The sequence below is a fragment of the Polaromonas sp. genome (genome assembly GCF_010365105.1).
Taxonomy (GTDB): Bacteria; Pseudomonadota; Gammaproteobacteria; order Burkholderiales; family Burkholderiaceae_C; genus Polaromonas.
Genome location: NZ_JAAFGZ010000017.1, coordinates 83,303 through 99,176 on the forward strand (window position 1 = coordinate 83,303; position 15,874 = coordinate 99,176).

Below are 15,874 nucleotides of genomic sequence, written 5' to 3' on the forward strand. Positions count from 1 at the left end.
TGTTTTATCAGGTTTATTTTCAAGGTCTCGGCTTATATGTTATAAGGCTTCGCCTTGAAACTGAGCATTACCCCATCAGGACGTTTGACATGGCAGTTTTAATGGTACCCAGTTCGCTGCGCCGGTACACCCACCAACAAAGCCGTATCAGGCTTTCGGTCAGCTCCGTCGAGGAGGCGCTCAGGCGTTTTTCAGAAGAGTCCAGCGAGCTTCGAAATCACCTGTTCAGCGGTCAGGCCTTGCGCAAGTTCATCGTGGTGTGCAAAAACGGCCAGGACATCCGGCTTCTCGATGGATTGCAAACTTTGGTGAACGATGACGATGAAGTCCAGATCATTGCGAGCGTGGCGGGCGGATGAACGCGCTGTTGCAGCCTGCCACGCTGCCAGAACTCACCAGCAGCGAGCTCAGGCGTTTCAACCGCCAGATCATCCTGCCCGAATTCGGCATTGAGGCACAGCGGCTACTCAAGGCAGGCAGTGTGCTGCTGGTTGGCCTGGGTGGCCTGGGCAGCCCGGCGTCGCTCTACCTGGCGGCTGCAGGCGTCGGGCGAATCGGCCTGGTGGACGCCGATGTGGTCGAAGAAACCAATCTCCAGCGCCAGATCGTGCATGGCCACTCTTCGCTCGGACGCCTGAAAAACGAAAGCGCTGAAGCACGCATGCTGGACCTCAACCCGCACGTCCAGATCGAACGTCACGATGTGCGCCTGGGCATCGACAACGCGCTGGAAATCATTTCCCGCTACGACGTGATCATTGACGGCTCGGACAATTTCCCGACCCGCTACCTGGTCAATGATGCCTGCGTGAAGCTCGGCAAACCTGATGTCTATGGCGGTGTGCTGCGTTTTGACGGTCAGCTCAGCGTCTTCGATGCGCGCACCGGCCCGTGCTACCGCTGCCTGTTTCCCGAGCCGCCGCCGCAGGAGTTCGCACCCAATTGCGCTGAAGCCGGCGTGCTGGGCGTGCTGCCCGGCGTGATCGGATCGCTGCAGGCGACCGAGGCCCTCAAGCTGCTGAGCGGCATTGGCTCTCCCTTGATCGGCCGCATGCTGATCTATGACGGGCTGGACTTGAGCTTCAACACGGTCCAGATTGCCAAGGACCCCGATTGCCCGGTCTGCAGCCACGCTCCGCAGGACATCGTGCTCAGGGAGACCGTCATGGTTTGTGCTGCGCCGGCCGGCCGGTCCATCTCGCCTGGCGGACTCCAGGCCAGGCTGCAGGCGCAGGACGACCTGGTCATCGTCGATGTGCGCAATCCGGCCGAATGGCTGCCGGGCCGGATTCCGGGTGCCATGGGGTGGCCCAAGCCCGAACTTGAACGCGCGCTGCAGGAGCCGGGTGCCGCGCCGCTGCCCAGGGATCGCGACATCGTGCTGGTTTGCCAGAGCGGCATGCGCAGCAACAGCGTCATCCAACTGCTGGTCGCGGCAGGCTATGACCCGTTGCGGCTGTACAACCTCGAGCAAGGCATGGCGGCATGGCCGGGGGATGTTCAGCTTGTCTGACATAGGGGCTGCAACCCTGCCCCGGCGCCAGTGTTGCTGAACAACCATCCACACGCGGCGCAGCCAGCAGTGGCATCCAGCCGCAACGGATTTTTTGAAAGGATGGTTCTTCATGCCCATGGATGCAGCCTGCCGCATGGCCACCAGCGACGACCTGATTCGCCGGATCGCCACCCTTGCGCCGACCGGAACCCCCATCACGCCGGCTATTGCCGAACAACTCCAGGCAGCGACCGAAGCCCTGATGGCGCTTGCCAGGGCCGAAGGAAAGCTCGAACAGAGCCCCATGACACTGGCGATGGAGCGCACGGTGGACCTGCACCGCGAAGCTGCCGAAAATAGGCTCAGGGGGCAGCGCGTGCTGGTCACCGGCGGTGCCGGCTGCGTCGGCTCGCACCTGATCCCCTTGCTCTTCGATTTGGGTGCGATGGAAATTGCCATTGCAGATATTGCCGTCGAGACCGGCAGCATTGCCAGGGACGCAGCCGGTGCGAGTTGGCCCGCCGGACAACTGAAGCACTGCCACGTCGATATCCGCGATGCCGCTGCGCTCGATGCCGTGTTTTCCCAGGTCAGGCCACACATTGTTTTCCACCTGGCCAGCATCCGCGAGCCCGGGCGGGCCGAGGCGGTGGTGCGCGAGGCCATTGAAACCAATGTGTTCGGTACGCGCAATGTGATCAGCGCCTGCCTGCGCCATGGCGTGGGGGATGCCATTTATTCCTCCACCGGCAAGTGTTTTGCCTACGTGTCCGATCACGTTTACACCGGCAGTAAAAAACTGGCCGAGGCGCAGTGGGTCGCCGTCGCGCGCCGCAGCCACTCGACGCGGTTTCGCTTTACGCGTTTCACGCATGTCATGGAAAACGGCGTGGTGACACAGGACATCCTGGACGGCATTGCCAAGGGGCTGGTCGGCCTGCACGGCCCGGACCGCTATTTCAACGTCCAGAACTTGCGGCAGGCGGGCCACCTTCTGGTCAATGCCCTGGCGCTGGCCGAGCAGACACCTGCCGATGGTTTCTGGGCAGCGGTCGATCTGGGCTGGCCGGTGAACACGCTGGAACTCGCCCTCTACCTTGTCCAGCGCAGCGGCAAACCGGTGGCCTTGCATTTTCTGGGCGTTCCCAAGGGCTATGACGAAGTCTTCTTCCGGGGCCAGTTCTGCTGGAGTGGTGAAACCACCTATCACCCGCTCGTCAATGCGCTTGAAGCGCACGGCGGCTTTGACGACCGCAGCGGCACCATGGTCGGTGCGCGTGTGCTGCCTTTCAGCGAAGACGCGCTGGCCACTGAATTGGACATGCTCAAAAAAGCGCTGGACGACCACACACTCGACGTCCTGGCCGTCAAGGCGGCGCTGGTGCATGCGGTGTGCGGCCTGGCCCGGTCCATCTTTGCCGCAGCAGACCTGCCCCTCCTCATTGACGTGCTCTGGTGGGGTGCAGCCCCGGCCTGGGCCGGGACTTCAAGCGCCGAGGCCAGTCGCTTCGAGGCCGTCATCCATTTGCTGGCCGACACGGTGATCGCCAAGCTGCGCCAGGCCAACGCGCCGATGTCGATGGCAAACCGGCAAAAGCTGGAAGAGGTGAGGCAGACCCTTACACGAATTCCCGGCCTTGCAGACCAATCCGGAAGCCTGGGGCGCTTGCTTGAAAGCTCGGGCGCGACGGTGTCGATGAATTAGTCCATCGGCTGACTCCCCGGCACACCGCGTGCCTTGCCGTCAACCCAGGGCAGCCCGTTTTGCCAGTGAATGCCGGACGCATACAGGCCGGGCCAGAAAACCAGGGCATGCCTTGATACGATACTTTGTTTCAAGCGGCTGACGTGACGGCCTGTGACGCCACGGGCCATGACGGCCGCGCATCCGCAAGGCAAGGCAAATGAACATCATCCTGACAAAAGACCCGCGATTTTTACTGCGCCTGGCCGCGCCTGACGACGCGGCCCTTGTGGTGGATTTCATGAAAAAACTGGGCGCCTACCAAAAGATGGCCGACAAGATCACCGCCACGGCCGAAGGCATACGCCAGTTGCTGGCCGACAAAAAGGGCGAAGCGGTGTTTGGCCTGTATGACAGCCAGCCGGTCGGTTTCGTTTATTTTTGCCAGACCTCGTCTGCCTTCACCGGGCAGTCAGGGCTGTATATCGACGCTTTCCTGATCGACGACGCCATGCGCGCCCGGGGACTGGGCAAAACCATGATGGCCTTCATGTCCAAACTTGCACTCGACCGGGGATGCCAGCGGCTGGAATGGGGATGCCTGGACTGGAACGAGCCCACCATCGGGTTCTACAAAAGCCTGGGCGCCACCGCCGTGGACGCCATGACCATTCACCGCTTCGGACCCGAACAGTTGAAGGCGAACGCCGCAGCGTTTTGATTCCGTTTTCATGTCAATACGAGCGTAGTAGGCGCGCTGCCAGCGCCGGTTCGGCTTTATTGCCACTGCAGAAAGCCACTTTTTTCCAAGCCTTTTTCCTGATCCTGTTCTGGAGTTTTCATCGTGCCGCACCGCCCCGCTTCCCCCTGGATTGCCTATGCCTGCCTTGCACTGAGCATGTCGCTGGTCGGCAGTTATGTCGCCCTGTCCAAGCCGCTGGTGGCCGCGTTGCCGGTGTTTTTGCTGGCCTGGCTGCGGTTTGGCATTGGCGGGCTGGCGATGGCGCACTGGCTGAAAAAGCCGGCCGGTGAAACGCCGATGAGCCCGCAAACCCGCCGGCTGGTTTTCCTGGAGTCCTTCCTGGGCAATTTTCTGTTCTCGATCTGCATGTTGTTCGGCGTGAGCCTGACCAGCGCGGTGGCCGCCGGGGTCATCATGGCGGCCATTCCGGCCACGGTGGCGCTTCTCAGCTGGGCCTTTTTGCGCGAGCGGATCAGCGGCCGTGTCTGGGCCGCCGTGGCCTGCGCGGTGCTCGGCATTGCCCTGGTGTCGCTCTCAAAAAGTGAGCTGCCTGCACAGATGGGTACTGCGCAAGAGGCCGATTTGGCATTAAAAAACGCCTGGTTGGGCAATCTGCTGCTGGTGGGCGCGGTGCTGTGCGAGGCGTCTTATGCGGTGATCGGCAAGAAGCTGACCGGCGTGCTCAGCCCCAAGCGCATCACGGCACTGATCAACCTGTGGGGCTTTGCCCTGGTCACGCCTTTCGGGCTGTGGATGGCCTGGGGCTTCGACTTTGCCACCGTCGCGCCGGCCAGCTGGGTGCTGCTGGTGTTTTATGCATTGGCCGCGAGCGTCTGGACGGTGTGGCTGTGGATGACCGGCCTGAAAACCGTGCCCGCCAACCAGGCCGGCGTGTTCACCGTGATGCTGCCGGTCAGCGCGGCGGCGGTGGGCGTCGGCGTGCTCGGCGAAAGCCTGAACGGCACGCAGGTCGGCGCCTTTGCGATTGCGCTGGTGGGTGTGGTACTGGCGACGCTGCCCCAGCGCAGGCAGCGCAAGCCGAATGCAGACACGTCATCGCCTTGAGGCCGCTTCAATGCGGCGGCAGTTGCGTGACGCCTTGAACTCTGCACGAATCGATCCCGGGTCAGGCCGGGGATGACAGCGTGTTTACCGGGGACAGCTCAAAAAACGGGCTGGTCGCCGAACGGACGGCTCACCGCACGTCAGGCGAACAGCGCCTTGTACTGCTCGCGCAAGACATTCTTCTGCACCTTGCCCATGGTGTTGCGAGGCAACTCGCTGACCACGAAGCATTGCTTGGGCACCTTGAAGTTGGCCATTTTTGACTTCATTTCGGCCATGATCTGTGCGCTGTCGAGCACGGCTCCTGGCTTCGCAATCACCACGGCCACGCCGACTTCGCCAAAGTCGGGGTGCGGCACGCCGACCACGGCGCTTTCAGCCACGCCCGGCAGCTCGTTGATAAAGCCTTCGATCTCGGCCGGATAGACGTTGTAGCCGCCGCTGATGATCAGGTCCTTGCTGCGCCCGACGATGGTGATGTAGCCGTCAGCATCAATTTTTCCGACATCGCCGGTCTTGAAATAACCGTCAGCGGTAAACTCTTCGGCGGTTTTCTCGGGCATGCGCCAGTAGCCCGAAAAGACATTCGGCCCTTGCACCTGGATATTGCCGATTTCGTCCACCGGCAGCGGCTGGCCCTCATCGCCCTGCACCCGCAGACTGACACCAGGCAGCGCAAAGCCGACCGTGCCGCCGCGCCGCTCGCCATTTTGGTAAGGGTTGGACGTCAGCATCGCGGTTTCGGACATGCCGTAGCGCTCCAGAATGGTCTGGCCGGTGCGCGCCTGCCATTCGCGAAAGGTCTCGATCAGCAGCGGCGCCGATCCCGCAATAAACAAACGCATGTTGCGGCAGGCGTCCAGCGTCAAGCCAGGCTCGGCCAGCAGCCGCACATACAGCGTCGGCACGCCCATGAACACGGTCGCTTCGGGCAGCTTTTCAATGACCTTTTTCGGATCGAATTTCGACAGCCAGATCATCTTGCTGCCGTTGATCAGCGCGCCGTGAATGGCGACGAACAGGCCGTGGACATGAAAAATCGGCAAGGCATGGATCAGCACGTCGCCGCCCTCTTCCCGTGTCCGCCAGCCCCAGTAGTCTTTCAGCACGCGCGCATTGCTCAGCAGGTTGCCATGCGACAGCATCGCGCCCTTGCTGCGCCCGGTCGTGCCGCTGGTGTACAGGATCGCCGCCATGTCGTCCGGTTGCTTGACAGCCACTTCATGCCGGTCGCTGCAATGCGCGGCGCGCGCCAAGAGAGAGCCGCTGCGGTCGTCATCGAGCGTGAAGACGTTCTGCGTGCCGGCCTTGAAGGCGATCTTGCTGACCCAGCCAAAATTGGCACTGCTGCAGGCCACCACGGCCGGCTCGGCATTGCCGATGAAATACTCGATCTCGGCGCTCTGGTAAGCGGTATTCAAAGGCAAAAACACAAAGCCGGCACGCAGCGTGGCCAGGTACAGGACCATCGCCTCGACCGATTTCTCGACCTGCACGGCAATCCGGGCGCCTTCTGGCAGGCCCAGGGACTGCAGCAGATTGGCCATCATGGCGCTGCCATGCTCCAGGTCGCGCCATGAATACAGCAGGCCGCTGCCGGTTTCAATGGCGACTTCGTCCAGGTCGGCGGGAAAGGCGGCACGCAGCGCGGCAAACAGGTTGTGGTTGTTCATGGGATGAAAGATGTCAAAAATGAAGGATGCAGCCGTTCAGGCGCTGAACGCCGGCGGACGCTTTTCCATGAAGGCGGTGATGCCTTCACGGTGTTCGCCAGAGGCCGCATAGTCATAGGCAGTCGCTATTGTATTTATAGCTGCCTGTGCAGGTGGGACGTGCGCAAGCGCCCGAAATGATGCTTTATTCAGGCGTGCGGCCTGGGGCGCCAGTTGCAAGATGCGCCGGAGCCGTTCCTGCACTGCATCGTCCAGCGCATCGGCTGCCAGCACCTGGTTCAAAAAGCCGCGCTGCTTCATCTCGGCCGCGTCCAGCACTGCGGCCGACAGCAGCATTTCGCGCGCCGTCAGCTCGCCCACGGCGCGCATCACCAGCGCCGCCTCGCGCGGCGCCATAGGAAAGCCGAGCTTCGCAATCGGCGCGCCAAAACGCGCGCTGCCGGCAGCCAGCCGAATGTCGCAGCAGCTGGCAATCTCCACGCCGGCGCCCATGCAGTTGCCCTTGATCTGCGCGACGATGGGCACGTCGCAGTCGAGCATGGCCTGCAGCCCGCCCCAGACGTCGTTTTCATGAAAGTCGCGAAGGCTGGCCGGGTCGAAGCGGAAACCGGCGTATTCGGAAATGTCGCCGCCCGCGCAAAAGTTGCCGCCTTCCCCACGAACCAGCACACAGCGCACATCGCTTCGCTGCTGGATCGCTGCAAAAGCAGCGCGCAATTCGCGCCACATCAGCCGCGACATGGCGTTGAATTTGCCGGGATGCGACAGCGTGACCGTCGCCAGGAAACCAGAAACCTCAAAAAGAACAGCGCTACTCATCGAATCAATTTCCAGTAACAAAGGGAAGGCTTGGGAACGATTCCTTTCCAGCCAGGGCCGCGGAACCGGCTTTGCCGGGCCGCAGGCGCAGCGGCCCCCTCGGGGGGCAGCGAACCACGCGAAGCGGGGAGCGTGGGGGCAACACCCTAGTCCAGCTTGGCGCCGGAGGCCTTGACCACGGCCGCCCAGCGTTTGACTTCGGCGCTGACAAACGCGCCGAACTGCGCCGGCGTCAGGTTGCCGAACTCGGCGCCGTTGCTGGCCCAGATGGTTTTCAGCTCGTCAGTGGCAGCGACCTTGCGCAGGTCTTCGACGATGCGCGCCTGCACATCGGGCGGCGTACCCTTGGGCGCCCACATGCCATACCAGGTGGTGACGGTGTAGTCGGGCAGGCCGAGTTCGGTGGCGCACGGCACATTGGGGAAAGCCGGGTTGCGTTTGGCGCCCGAGACCATCAGCGCCTTGATGCGGCCCCCCTTGATGTGCGCCGCCGATGAACCCAGGCCGTCGAACATCATGTCCACGTTGCCCGAGATCAAATCCTGCAGCGCCGGCCCCGCGCCCCGGTAGGGAATGTGCGTGATGAAAGTCTGCGTCTGCTGCTTGAACAGTTCGCCCGCCAGGTGGTGCGACGTGCCCGCGCCGGCCGAGCCATAGTTGAAACCGCCCGGCTTGCCGCGCACCTGCGTCAAAAAAGCCTTGAAGTCGCCCGGAATGTTCTTCGGGTTGACGACCAGCACCTGCGGCACGTTGGCCATCAGCGCCAGCGGCACGAAGTCTTTTTCAATGTCGTAGTCGAGCTTGGGGTACATCGACGGCGCAATCGCATGGTGCACCGCGCCCATGAACAGGGTGTAGCCGTCGGGCTGCGCACGCGCCGCAATGCCGGCGCCCAAGGTGCCGCCGGCACCGCCCCGGTTGTCGATGATGAGCTGCTTGCCGGTCAGCTTGGCAAACTGCGCCGACAGCGGGCGGGCAAAGGCGTCGGTGCCGCCGCCGGCCGGAAACGGCACGATGACGGTGACCGGCTTGACCGGCCAGGCCGACTGGGCGTGGCTGGTCAAGGACAGCGCGGCCATGCCGGCTGTGGCGCCACGCAAGATGCTGCGGCGGGTGACGCTGTGCTCGAAGTGAAATGTCATGCGAGTCTCCTTTTTATTTCTGTTTTGGTGTTTTTCGGGCAAGCCGTCAAATATACAAATCATGAATCCCGGTGGATACCGGGACTTTCCCCTGCGCCAGCATCGCCCGGTGCTTGTCCAGGCGCTTGAGGTCATACAGGTAGTTCACCATCAGTCCGTACGATTGCCTGAGACCTTTGGGCGACGGGTCGGCGGCCCAGTTGAGCCGCTCGACCCGGGCACCGTTGCCCAGGTGGAACCGCGCCACCGGGTCGAGCGGCTGGCCGTCCTTCACCCCCTGCCCGAGGTAATGCGCAGCGCATTGCAGCAGCACCTGGCGCACGGGCGACTTTTCCGGCAAGTCCAGCGGATGTTCAATCGCTGCCAGAAAGCTGCCCTGCGTGGGCGCGCCGTTGCCGAGCGCCTGGCCCAGCGCCGCGCGTTCCTTGTCGGCCATTTTGTCGAGCAGCGATGCGGCATGCTTGCCAAGCCAGCTCCGCAAACCCGGAATCGGCGACAGCGTCGCAAACACCTTGAGCTTGGGAAATTCGTCCTTGAGCGTTTCCACCACGCGCTTGATCAGCGAGTCGCCGAAACTCACGCCGCGCAAGCCGGGCTGGGTGTTGCTGATCGAATAGAAAATGGCGGTTGTCGCCTTGTCCAGATCCGCTGCAGCCGCCTGTTCATCGAGCAGCGGCATGATGCCCTCGGCCATTTCATCGACCAGCGCAACCTCGACAAAAATCAAGGGCACGCCGGGCAGGCGCGGGTGAAAAAACCCATAGCAGCGGCGGTCGCTGTCCAGGCGGTTCTTCACATCGGCCCAGCTCTTGATGTCATGCACCGCTTCGTACTGGATCAGTTTTTCAATCAAGGAAGCCGGCGAATCCCAGCTGATGCGGCGCAGGTCCAGAAAGCCCACGTCGAACCAGGTCGAGAACATGTACTCCATTTCCACATCCAGCGCCATCAGCCGCTTGTCGGCCTTGAGGAAAGGCAGTATTTCGGCACGCAGCTCGACCAGGAACTGAACGCCCTGCGGGTACACGCTGAAGCGCTGGAGCAGGCGGCGGCGCGGCGACACGGTGGCGCGGCGGTAATGCACCTCGGCCACGGCTTCGTCGGGCGTGCCGACGGCGGCGGCAAACCGTGCCTGGGCTTCCTTCGTTTTTTGCGCATCGGCGACAAACATCTCGCTCATCAGCAGCCACAGGTCGCGGCGCTGCGCCAGCGGGGCACCAGCGTGCCAGGCGGCCACGTCCATGGCGCGGCGCCCGCCTTCGACCTCGCTCACGCGCGGGTCGATGATGGACTGGAGCTCCTCGAAGGCCCGGCGCAGCAGGCGCGGCGACAGCGCCTCGCCCTCCTGGCGCAGCGTGGCTTCGAGGCGCTCGGCAATGGAGCGGGCGAGCTGGCTTTCTTTGGCCGGCGGTGTTGCGGAGGTTCCGCTCGCATCCTGCGCCTCAGCTTGCGGTTTGGGCGAGGCGGCAGGCAGCAGGCGCGAGACACTGCGGCCAAGCCAGTTGGTGCTGCTCATGCTCGCGAGCCGCTGCGGGTTGCAGAGGCAGTTGCGTGCGCATCAAGCGCCTGGGGCGGCAATGAATTCCAGGCAAGAACCATGGAATGAACTCCTTGAAAGGGTGAAATTCATCGCCACCGCCCGAACCCCAAAAAAGACAGGCCGCCGAATGACTATGAAATAAATAGCGCCTGATGACCGTGCTATGTGCGCAAAGGCCGGTTTGAGGCCCAAACCCAGAGCCAGACACCGGCGCCGATCATGGGAACGCACAGCCACTGGCCCATGCTCATGCCCAGCGCCAGGATGCCGAGGAAATCATCGGGCTCGCGGAAAAACTCGGCGATGAAACGGAACACGCCGTAGCCGACCAGAAAGGCACCCGAGACCTGGCCCATCTTGCGAGGGCCTCTGGCGTACAGCCACAACAGCACGAACAGCAGCAGGCCTTCCATCAGGAACTGGTAGACCTGCGACGGGTGGCGCGGCAGCATCGAGCCGCTGTGCGGAAACACCATGCCCCACGGCAAATCAGGCGAACTGAAGCGGCCCCACAGTTCGCCGTTGATGAAGTTGCCGACGCGCCCGGCCGCAAGTCCGGTCGGCACGCAAGGCGCGATGAAGTCCATCACCTGCAGCCACGGACGGTGGCGCGAGCGCGCAAACCAGAGTTGCGATGCCAGCACGCCGAGCATGCCGCCGTGAAAGCTCATGCCACCCTGCCAGACGAAAAAGATCTCCAGCGGATGCGAGAGGTAGTAGCCCGGCTTGTAGAACAGGCAATAACCCAGCCGCCCGCCAATCACCACGCCCATCACGCCTAGAAAAAGAATGTCCTCGATGTCCCGGCGCGACCAGGCACCGGGCCCGGTGATGGATGCATAGGGTTCATGGCGCAGACGCAGGCTGGCGAGGAAAAAGAACAGGCCAAAGGCGGCGAGGTAGGTCAGGCCATACCAGTGAATGGCCAGCGGGCCGAGTTGCAGCGCAACAGGATTGATTTCGGGATGGATGAGCATGGGGTGCCATTGTGCATGCAAGCCAGACCGTCAGCGCCGGTCGCCACCTTCAGACTTCAGGCACCACGGCTTGCGCCGGACTGGCCTGCAACGCGAGTTTTTCGCCAACGCTCGAGAGTATTTCCTCGACCTCGCGCACTCCGGCCGGCTTGACCAGGTGGTAGGAAAAACCGGCATGCTTGGAGCGTTGCCGGTCTGACTCGCGTCCATAGCCCGTCAGGGCGACCAGCACGGTATCTTTCAGCGTGGCTTCCTGGCGCAGCCGCCTTGCCACCTCGTAACCCGTGAGTCCAGGCAGGCCGATATCGAGCACCACCACGTCGGGGCGCATGGCCAGGGCGGCTTGCACGGCACTGGGACCGTCATAGGCGACTTCGACCTCATGCCCGGACAGCCTGAGCAGCCTGGCCAGGAACTCCACCGCGTCCACGCTGTCATCGACGGCCAGCACCCGGCAGCGCCTGCCAGCAGGCCGGGCCGGCGCTTCCACAGGCGGCGGCAAGGGCAGCGGTGGCTCGACCGCCTGCATGACCGGCAGACGAACGACGAATTCGCTGCCCTGCCCCAGGACGCTGTTCACCGCGACGCTGCCACCGTGCAGTTCGAGCAGTTGCCGGACCAGGCTCAAGCCGATGCCCATGCCGCCTTGCGAGCGGTCAATGCTGCGTTCGGCTTGCGTGAACAGGTCAAAGATGTGGGGCAGCAGTTCGGCGGCAATGCCCATGCCGGTATCGCGCACCTTGATCACCGCCACTGCCGCGCCAGCCGCTGACCCGGCATCGCCTTCCTGCACGACGCTGAGCCACAGGCGGCCGCCCTCTTCGGTGTATTTGGCGGCATTGTTGAGCAGGTTGACCAGTACCTGCTCCAGCCGGGTGGCATCGGCATCAAGCCAGACCGGATGCGGCGGCAGCGACAGCGTGAGCTGTTGCCGGCGCCTGGCAATCAACGGCCGGGTTGTTTCCAGCGCCCTTTCAACGATATCACCCACGCAGACCGGCGCCTTGCGAAGCCGCACATTGCCGCTGGTGATGCGGGAGACGTCCAGCAGGTCATCGATCAGGTGCTTCATCTGGCCGACCTGCCGCTCGATGACGTCGCAAGCCTGCCGGTACACCGGGCCCTGGTTTTCCTGCAACCGAAGCAGTTCCGCCGCGCTGGTCAACGGTGCCAGCGGGTTGCGCAGCTCATGGCTGAGCATCGCCAGGAATTCATCCTTGCGGCGGTGCAGATCGACCAGGGCCTGTGCCTGCGCCTGCGTCTGCCGCTCTAGGCGGCTGCGCTCGGTGACGTCGAACCAGAAACCGACTATGCGCTTGGGCACGCCACCCTCAAAATGCACGCGCCCCACGCTCGCGATCCAGCGCACGGTGCCATCGCGCAGCACGATGCGCTGGTCGATCGCGAGTTGTCCGTCGCCTGCCGGGTCGCAGGCATGCCGGAACGCAGCGATGCCCGCCAGGCGGTCATCCGGGTGGAAGTGCGACATGATCTGCGGACGATCCAGCTGCGCATCGGGCTCGTAGCCCAGCATTTTCTTGATCTGCGTCGAGACATGGAAATAGCCACCCTGCAGGTCGCGGTCGAACGTGCCGAAATGGGCCGCCTCGGCGGCGAGCCGCAAGCGCTCTTCGCTTTCGCGCAGCGCGACTTCGGCGTGTTTGCGCGCGGTCACGTCGCGGGAGACGACAAGCAGGCGCGCAGGCTTGCCACCGTCATCAAGGATTGGCGAAATCAACACGTCCCACCACTTGGCTTCGCCGCGCAGCGTTCGAAAAGACCCGACGAAGGCACCCGTCCCGCCAGCCAGCGCCGCCACAAGCGCCGCTTGCGCCTCCTGCCTGTCGTCGTGGTTGATCCAAAAATCAAGCCACGATTTGTTCAAAAACGGCCGGATATCTTCGATGCCCAGCAGTTCCTGCCCGCTCAGCATCGACAACAAATTTCCGTCGCGGTTCAGAACCTTGACGCAATCAGCGCTGCTTTTGAGAATACTGCGGCTGAACGCTTCGCTTTGGCGCAGCGCTTCCTCCGACGCCCGCTGCTCCGTGATGTCCTGCGCGACGCCGGTAATGCGGACCGGCTGGCCGCTCGCATCAGAAAAACCGCGCCAACGCGAATGCAGCCAGCGCACGCTGCCATTGGGCCAGACAGTGCGAAATTCCACCTCGCCGTCCGTCCCGGTTTCGAGCGCGAGCGTTCGCGCCGCCAGAAAGCGGGCTCTGTCGCCAGGATGGGTCGTGGCCATGGCAAGCGGGAAACTCATTTCAGCGTCAGGCGGCAGGCCGGACAGCGCCTTGCGCCGCTCGCTCCAGACCAGCTTGTCGGCCACCAGGTCCCAGTCCCAGATGCCGGTCTTTCCGATTTCGAACGCCAACTCCAGTGTCTCCTGGCTTTTGCGGAGCGCCTCTTCGGCCTGCTTGCGCCCAGTGATGTTGCACATCGTTCCGATCACCCGGAGCCCATCCAGCCCAGACACTGGCTGGCCCGTGAACTCGATCCAGCGCAACTCGCCGTTCGGGCGGTGGACGCGGCCCTGGTAGAAGAATCGCGCCCCGGTCTGCACGGTGTTGATGATGGCCTGCTCGAAAGCCGCCAGATCGTCGGCATGAACAAATTCTGCCGCAAAGCGGGCGGCGGTCACCGGCCTGTCGCCCTGGGTCAGGCCCACAATTTCATAGGTCCGCTCGTTTTCCCAGGTGATGCGATCGCCGTCGGACTGCCAGGTCCAGATGCCCAGTTCGGCAGCGTCGGTGGCCACCTGCAAGAGCGCACCGCTTGCTTGCTGCGCCGTCTCGGCCAGCCGGCGGGCGGCCCGTTCCCAGCGCAGATAGATGAACATCAGCAGCAAGGCGAGACTGCCCAGCGCACCTCCCAGCAGGACCGATTGCATCGTCCTGCGGCTGTTCGCCTGACGGATGGCGCTACGCTCTTTCAGCAGTTGCGCCTCCTGCGCCTGAGCCTGGCCCACCAGCGCCCGGATGTCGTCCATGTGTTTCTTGCCCGACTGCGCCATGACCGCCGCGCGGGCGGCCGGGAAACCCTGGCTTTCGCTTAGCGCGATGGTCTTTGCGAGAACAGCGAACTTGGACGCGATCAGCGGCTCAAGTGCGTCCAGCCGTTGCTGTTGAGGGGGGTTGTCCGCGGTCAGGCGACGCAGGTCGGCCAAAACGACCGGCACCGCCTCCAGGCCCGCGCGATATGGCGCCAGATAGTCCTGGTTCCCGGTGATGATGAAGCCGCGCTGCCCGGTTTCCGCATCCTTGAGGCTGGACAGCAGTTCACCAAATTCCTGAATCACCACGCGGGTGTGCGTTTCCAAGCGTTCCGAATCGGTTGCGGCCTGCATGTTTTGATACGCCAGCCAGCCCACGCCCGCCAGGCAGCCAAGGACAAACACCAGCAGGGCTTCGACCAGCAGGTGTTTGTTGGCGTTACCGGGCAAGCTGGCAGGAATGCCCGCACGATCCGGGCCGTGCATTGCCTTGTCGATTGGTGGACCCTGCGCGGTCACGCCAGCATCCTGGCCAGAAGGAAAGTGTTCGTCATGGGGTGAGGTCTTTAAGGCGGGGAGAAAATTGTGCGCAAGGCAACAAGCGTAATTTTTTGTCCCTGCCTGGTCTCTACGTTACGCCTTTTGTCCTTCATGCATCTTGCAGACGTCAACTTGCGGCCATCGCCAGACAGGTATATTGCTCCTTTCGGTCCGTCGAAACGGTCAGCCCGGTGCAAACGCCATGAAGCGCAGCAGCGCAGGACTGGCAACGCCAGGGCGCCGCACCAGACTGGTCTCGCACCCCGGCACGGCCTGGCCTTTGGCGACGCCGGCTTTGCGATAGACGACGCCCGGCCGTTGAAACTGCCGCACGCTGTCGGGCACCCAGGCGACCCCGATGCCAGCGGACACCAGGTTGACGATGGTCTGCATCTGGATGGCTTCCTGCGCCACGCGCGGCAGGTAGCCAGCCGCGTGGTACATCGCAAAAATGGCGTCGTACAGCGACGGCAGAATACGGCGCGGAAAAATCACCAGCGGCTGGTCGAACAAGTCCTTCAGCGTGAGCTTATCGCTGGCGGCCAGCGCGCTTTGCGCGGGCACGGCGACCACCAGCGACTCCCGGGCGATCAGCTGGGAAACCAGGCCGGGCGGTGCAAATCCGGGGGAATGCAGCATGAAGCCAGCGTCAATTTCACCGCGCCCGATGGCTTCGAGCTGCACGTCGCCCGTCGCTTCAATCAGTTCGAGCTGCACCTTGGGATGCTGCTCCCGAAAGGCGCGAACCCAGCGCGGCAGCACATCAAACCCGACCGTCGAGACAAAAGCGAGCCGCAAGCGCCCTGCTTCGCCGTCGGCGCTGGCGCGTGCAAAAACCGGCAAGGCACTGGCGCGTGCCAGCAGGTCGCGCGCTTCGGGCACCAATGCCGCGCCCGCCGCCGTCAGTTGCACGCTGCGCTTGGTGCGGTCAAACAGCCTGAGCCCCAGAGCCGCTTCCAGCTGTGCAATAGCCTGGGTCAGCGGCGGCTGGGTCATGTTCAAACGTTGCGCGGCCCGGCTGAAATGCAGTTCTTCGGCCACCGCAAGAAACTGTCGCCACAGACGAAGCTCGATCAAATGGGGCGTGCGCGCGTCCGTCGATGGCTGTTCTTTCATATGCAGCAGATATTAATACAGCATGAATAATGGATTGGAAAGAATCATTCAAAGCGCGGATACTTGGCGCTTCGCGTCAGTTCCAC

At 63.2% G+C, this 15,874-nt stretch carries 12 protein-coding genes; 5 read left to right on the forward strand and 7 right to left on the reverse strand.

The window, feature by feature from the left end; all coding sequences use genetic code 11:
* Positions 1-89: 89 nt before the first annotated feature.
* The 5 genes from GZ092_RS12805 (at position 90) to GZ092_RS12825 (ending at position 4,986) form a co-directional block, all read left to right on the forward strand.
* Positions 90-359: a MoaD/ThiS family protein gene (locus GZ092_RS12805; protein WP_293636920.1), complete on the forward strand. Its 270-nt coding sequence runs from the start codon at positions 90-92 to the stop codon at positions 357-359.
* Positions 356-1,513 (forward strand): molybdopterin-synthase adenylyltransferase MoeB, encoded by a 1,158-nt coding sequence (moeB, locus tag GZ092_RS12810; RefSeq protein WP_293636921.1) that lies wholly within the window; start codon positions 356-358, stop codon positions 1,511-1,513. Before GZ092_RS12805 ends, moeB begins: the two co-directional genes overlap by 4 nt.
* A 112-nt stretch (positions 1,514-1,625) precedes the next feature.
* Positions 1,626-3,200 (forward strand): polysaccharide biosynthesis protein, encoded by a 1,575-nt coding sequence (locus GZ092_RS12815; protein ID WP_293636923.1) that lies wholly within the window; start codon positions 1,626-1,628, stop codon positions 3,198-3,200.
* Between the two features lie 199 nt (positions 3,201-3,399).
* Positions 3,400-3,900, forward strand: coding sequence for a GNAT family N-acetyltransferase (locus tag GZ092_RS12820; RefSeq protein WP_293636925.1), 501 nt, complete (start codon positions 3,400-3,402; stop codon positions 3,898-3,900).
* 123 nt (positions 3,901-4,023) lie between these two features.
* Entirely contained in the window at positions 4,024-4,986 is a 963-nt protein-coding gene (locus GZ092_RS12825) for a DMT family transporter (RefSeq protein WP_293636927.1), read from the forward strand.
* 140 nt (positions 4,987-5,126) lie between these two features.
* Here the strand turns inward: GZ092_RS12825 and GZ092_RS12830 are convergent, their stop codons facing one another.
* The 7 genes from GZ092_RS12830 to GZ092_RS12860 form a co-directional block, all read right to left on the reverse strand.
* Positions 5,127-6,659, reverse strand: coding sequence for a malonyl-CoA synthase (locus GZ092_RS12830; RefSeq protein WP_293636929.1), 1,533 nt, complete (start codon positions 6,657-6,659; stop codon positions 5,127-5,129).
* Between the two features lie 36 nt (positions 6,660-6,695).
* Positions 6,696-7,478 (reverse strand): enoyl-CoA hydratase/isomerase family protein, encoded by a 783-nt coding sequence (locus GZ092_RS12835; protein ID WP_293636931.1) that lies wholly within the window; start codon positions 7,476-7,478, stop codon positions 6,696-6,698.
* A gap of 146 nt (positions 7,479-7,624) precedes the next feature.
* Positions 7,625-8,620, reverse strand: a complete 996-nt coding sequence (locus GZ092_RS12840) for a tripartite tricarboxylate transporter substrate binding protein (RefSeq protein ID WP_293636933.1) — start codon at positions 8,618-8,620, stop codon at positions 7,625-7,627.
* A gap of 46 nt (positions 8,621-8,666) precedes the next feature.
* Positions 8,667-10,136, reverse strand: a complete 1,470-nt coding sequence (locus GZ092_RS12845) for a malonyl-CoA decarboxylase (protein WP_293636935.1) — start codon at positions 10,134-10,136, stop codon at positions 8,667-8,669.
* 185 nt (positions 10,137-10,321) lie between these two features.
* The gene (gene lgt / locus GZ092_RS12850) at positions 10,322-11,137 is read right to left on the reverse strand and encodes a prolipoprotein diacylglyceryl transferase (protein ID WP_293636937.1); all 816 of its coding nucleotides are present in this window, start codon (positions 11,135-11,137) and stop codon (positions 10,322-10,324) included.
* 49 nt (positions 11,138-11,186) lie between these two features.
* Complete coding sequence (locus GZ092_RS12855; protein ID WP_293636939.1) at positions 11,187-14,651, reverse strand: CHASE3 domain-containing protein; 3,465 nt, start codon at positions 14,649-14,651, stop codon at positions 11,187-11,189.
* Between the two features lie 204 nt (positions 14,652-14,855).
* The gene (locus GZ092_RS12860; protein WP_293636941.1) at positions 14,856-15,788 is read right to left on the reverse strand and encodes a LysR family transcriptional regulator; all 933 of its coding nucleotides are present in this window, start codon (positions 15,786-15,788) and stop codon (positions 14,856-14,858) included.
* Between the last annotated feature and the right edge of the window lie 86 nt (positions 15,789-15,874).

Bases quoted from the DNA above. Each gene is read 5' to 3' on its own strand.
- GZ092_RS12805 (WP_293636920.1), top strand. From the start codon at position 90: ATGGCAGTTTTAATGGTACCCAGTTCGCTGCGCCGGTACACCCACCAA.
- moeB (WP_293636921.1), top strand. From the start codon at position 356: ATGAACGCGCTGTTGCAGCCTGCCACGCTGCCAGAACTCACCAGCAGC.
- GZ092_RS12815 (WP_293636923.1), top strand. From the start codon at position 1,626: ATGCCCATGGATGCAGCCTGCCGCATGGCCACCAGCGACGACCTGATT.
- GZ092_RS12820 (WP_293636925.1), top strand. From the start codon at position 3,400: ATGAACATCATCCTGACAAAAGACCCGCGATTTTTACTGCGCCTGGCC.
- GZ092_RS12830 (WP_293636929.1), bottom strand. From the start codon at position 6,659: ATGAACAACCACAACCTGTTTGCCGCGCTGCGTGCCGCCTTTCCCGCC.
- GZ092_RS12835 (WP_293636931.1), bottom strand. From the start codon at position 7,478: ATGAGTAGCGCTGTTCTTTTTGAGGTTTCTGGTTTCCTGGCGACGGTC.
- GZ092_RS12840 (WP_293636933.1), bottom strand. From the start codon at position 8,620: ATGACATTTCACTTCGAGCACAGCGTCACCCGCCGCAGCATCTTGCGT.
- GZ092_RS12845 (WP_293636935.1), bottom strand. From the start codon at position 10,136: ATGAGCAGCACCAACTGGCTTGGCCGCAGTGTCTCGCGCCTGCTGCCT.
- lgt (WP_293636937.1), bottom strand. From the start codon at position 11,137: ATGCTCATCCATCCCGAAATCAATCCTGTTGCGCTGCAACTCGGCCCG.
- GZ092_RS12860 (WP_293636941.1), bottom strand. From the start codon at position 15,788: ATGAAAGAACAGCCATCGACGGACGCGCGCACGCCCCATTTGATCGAG.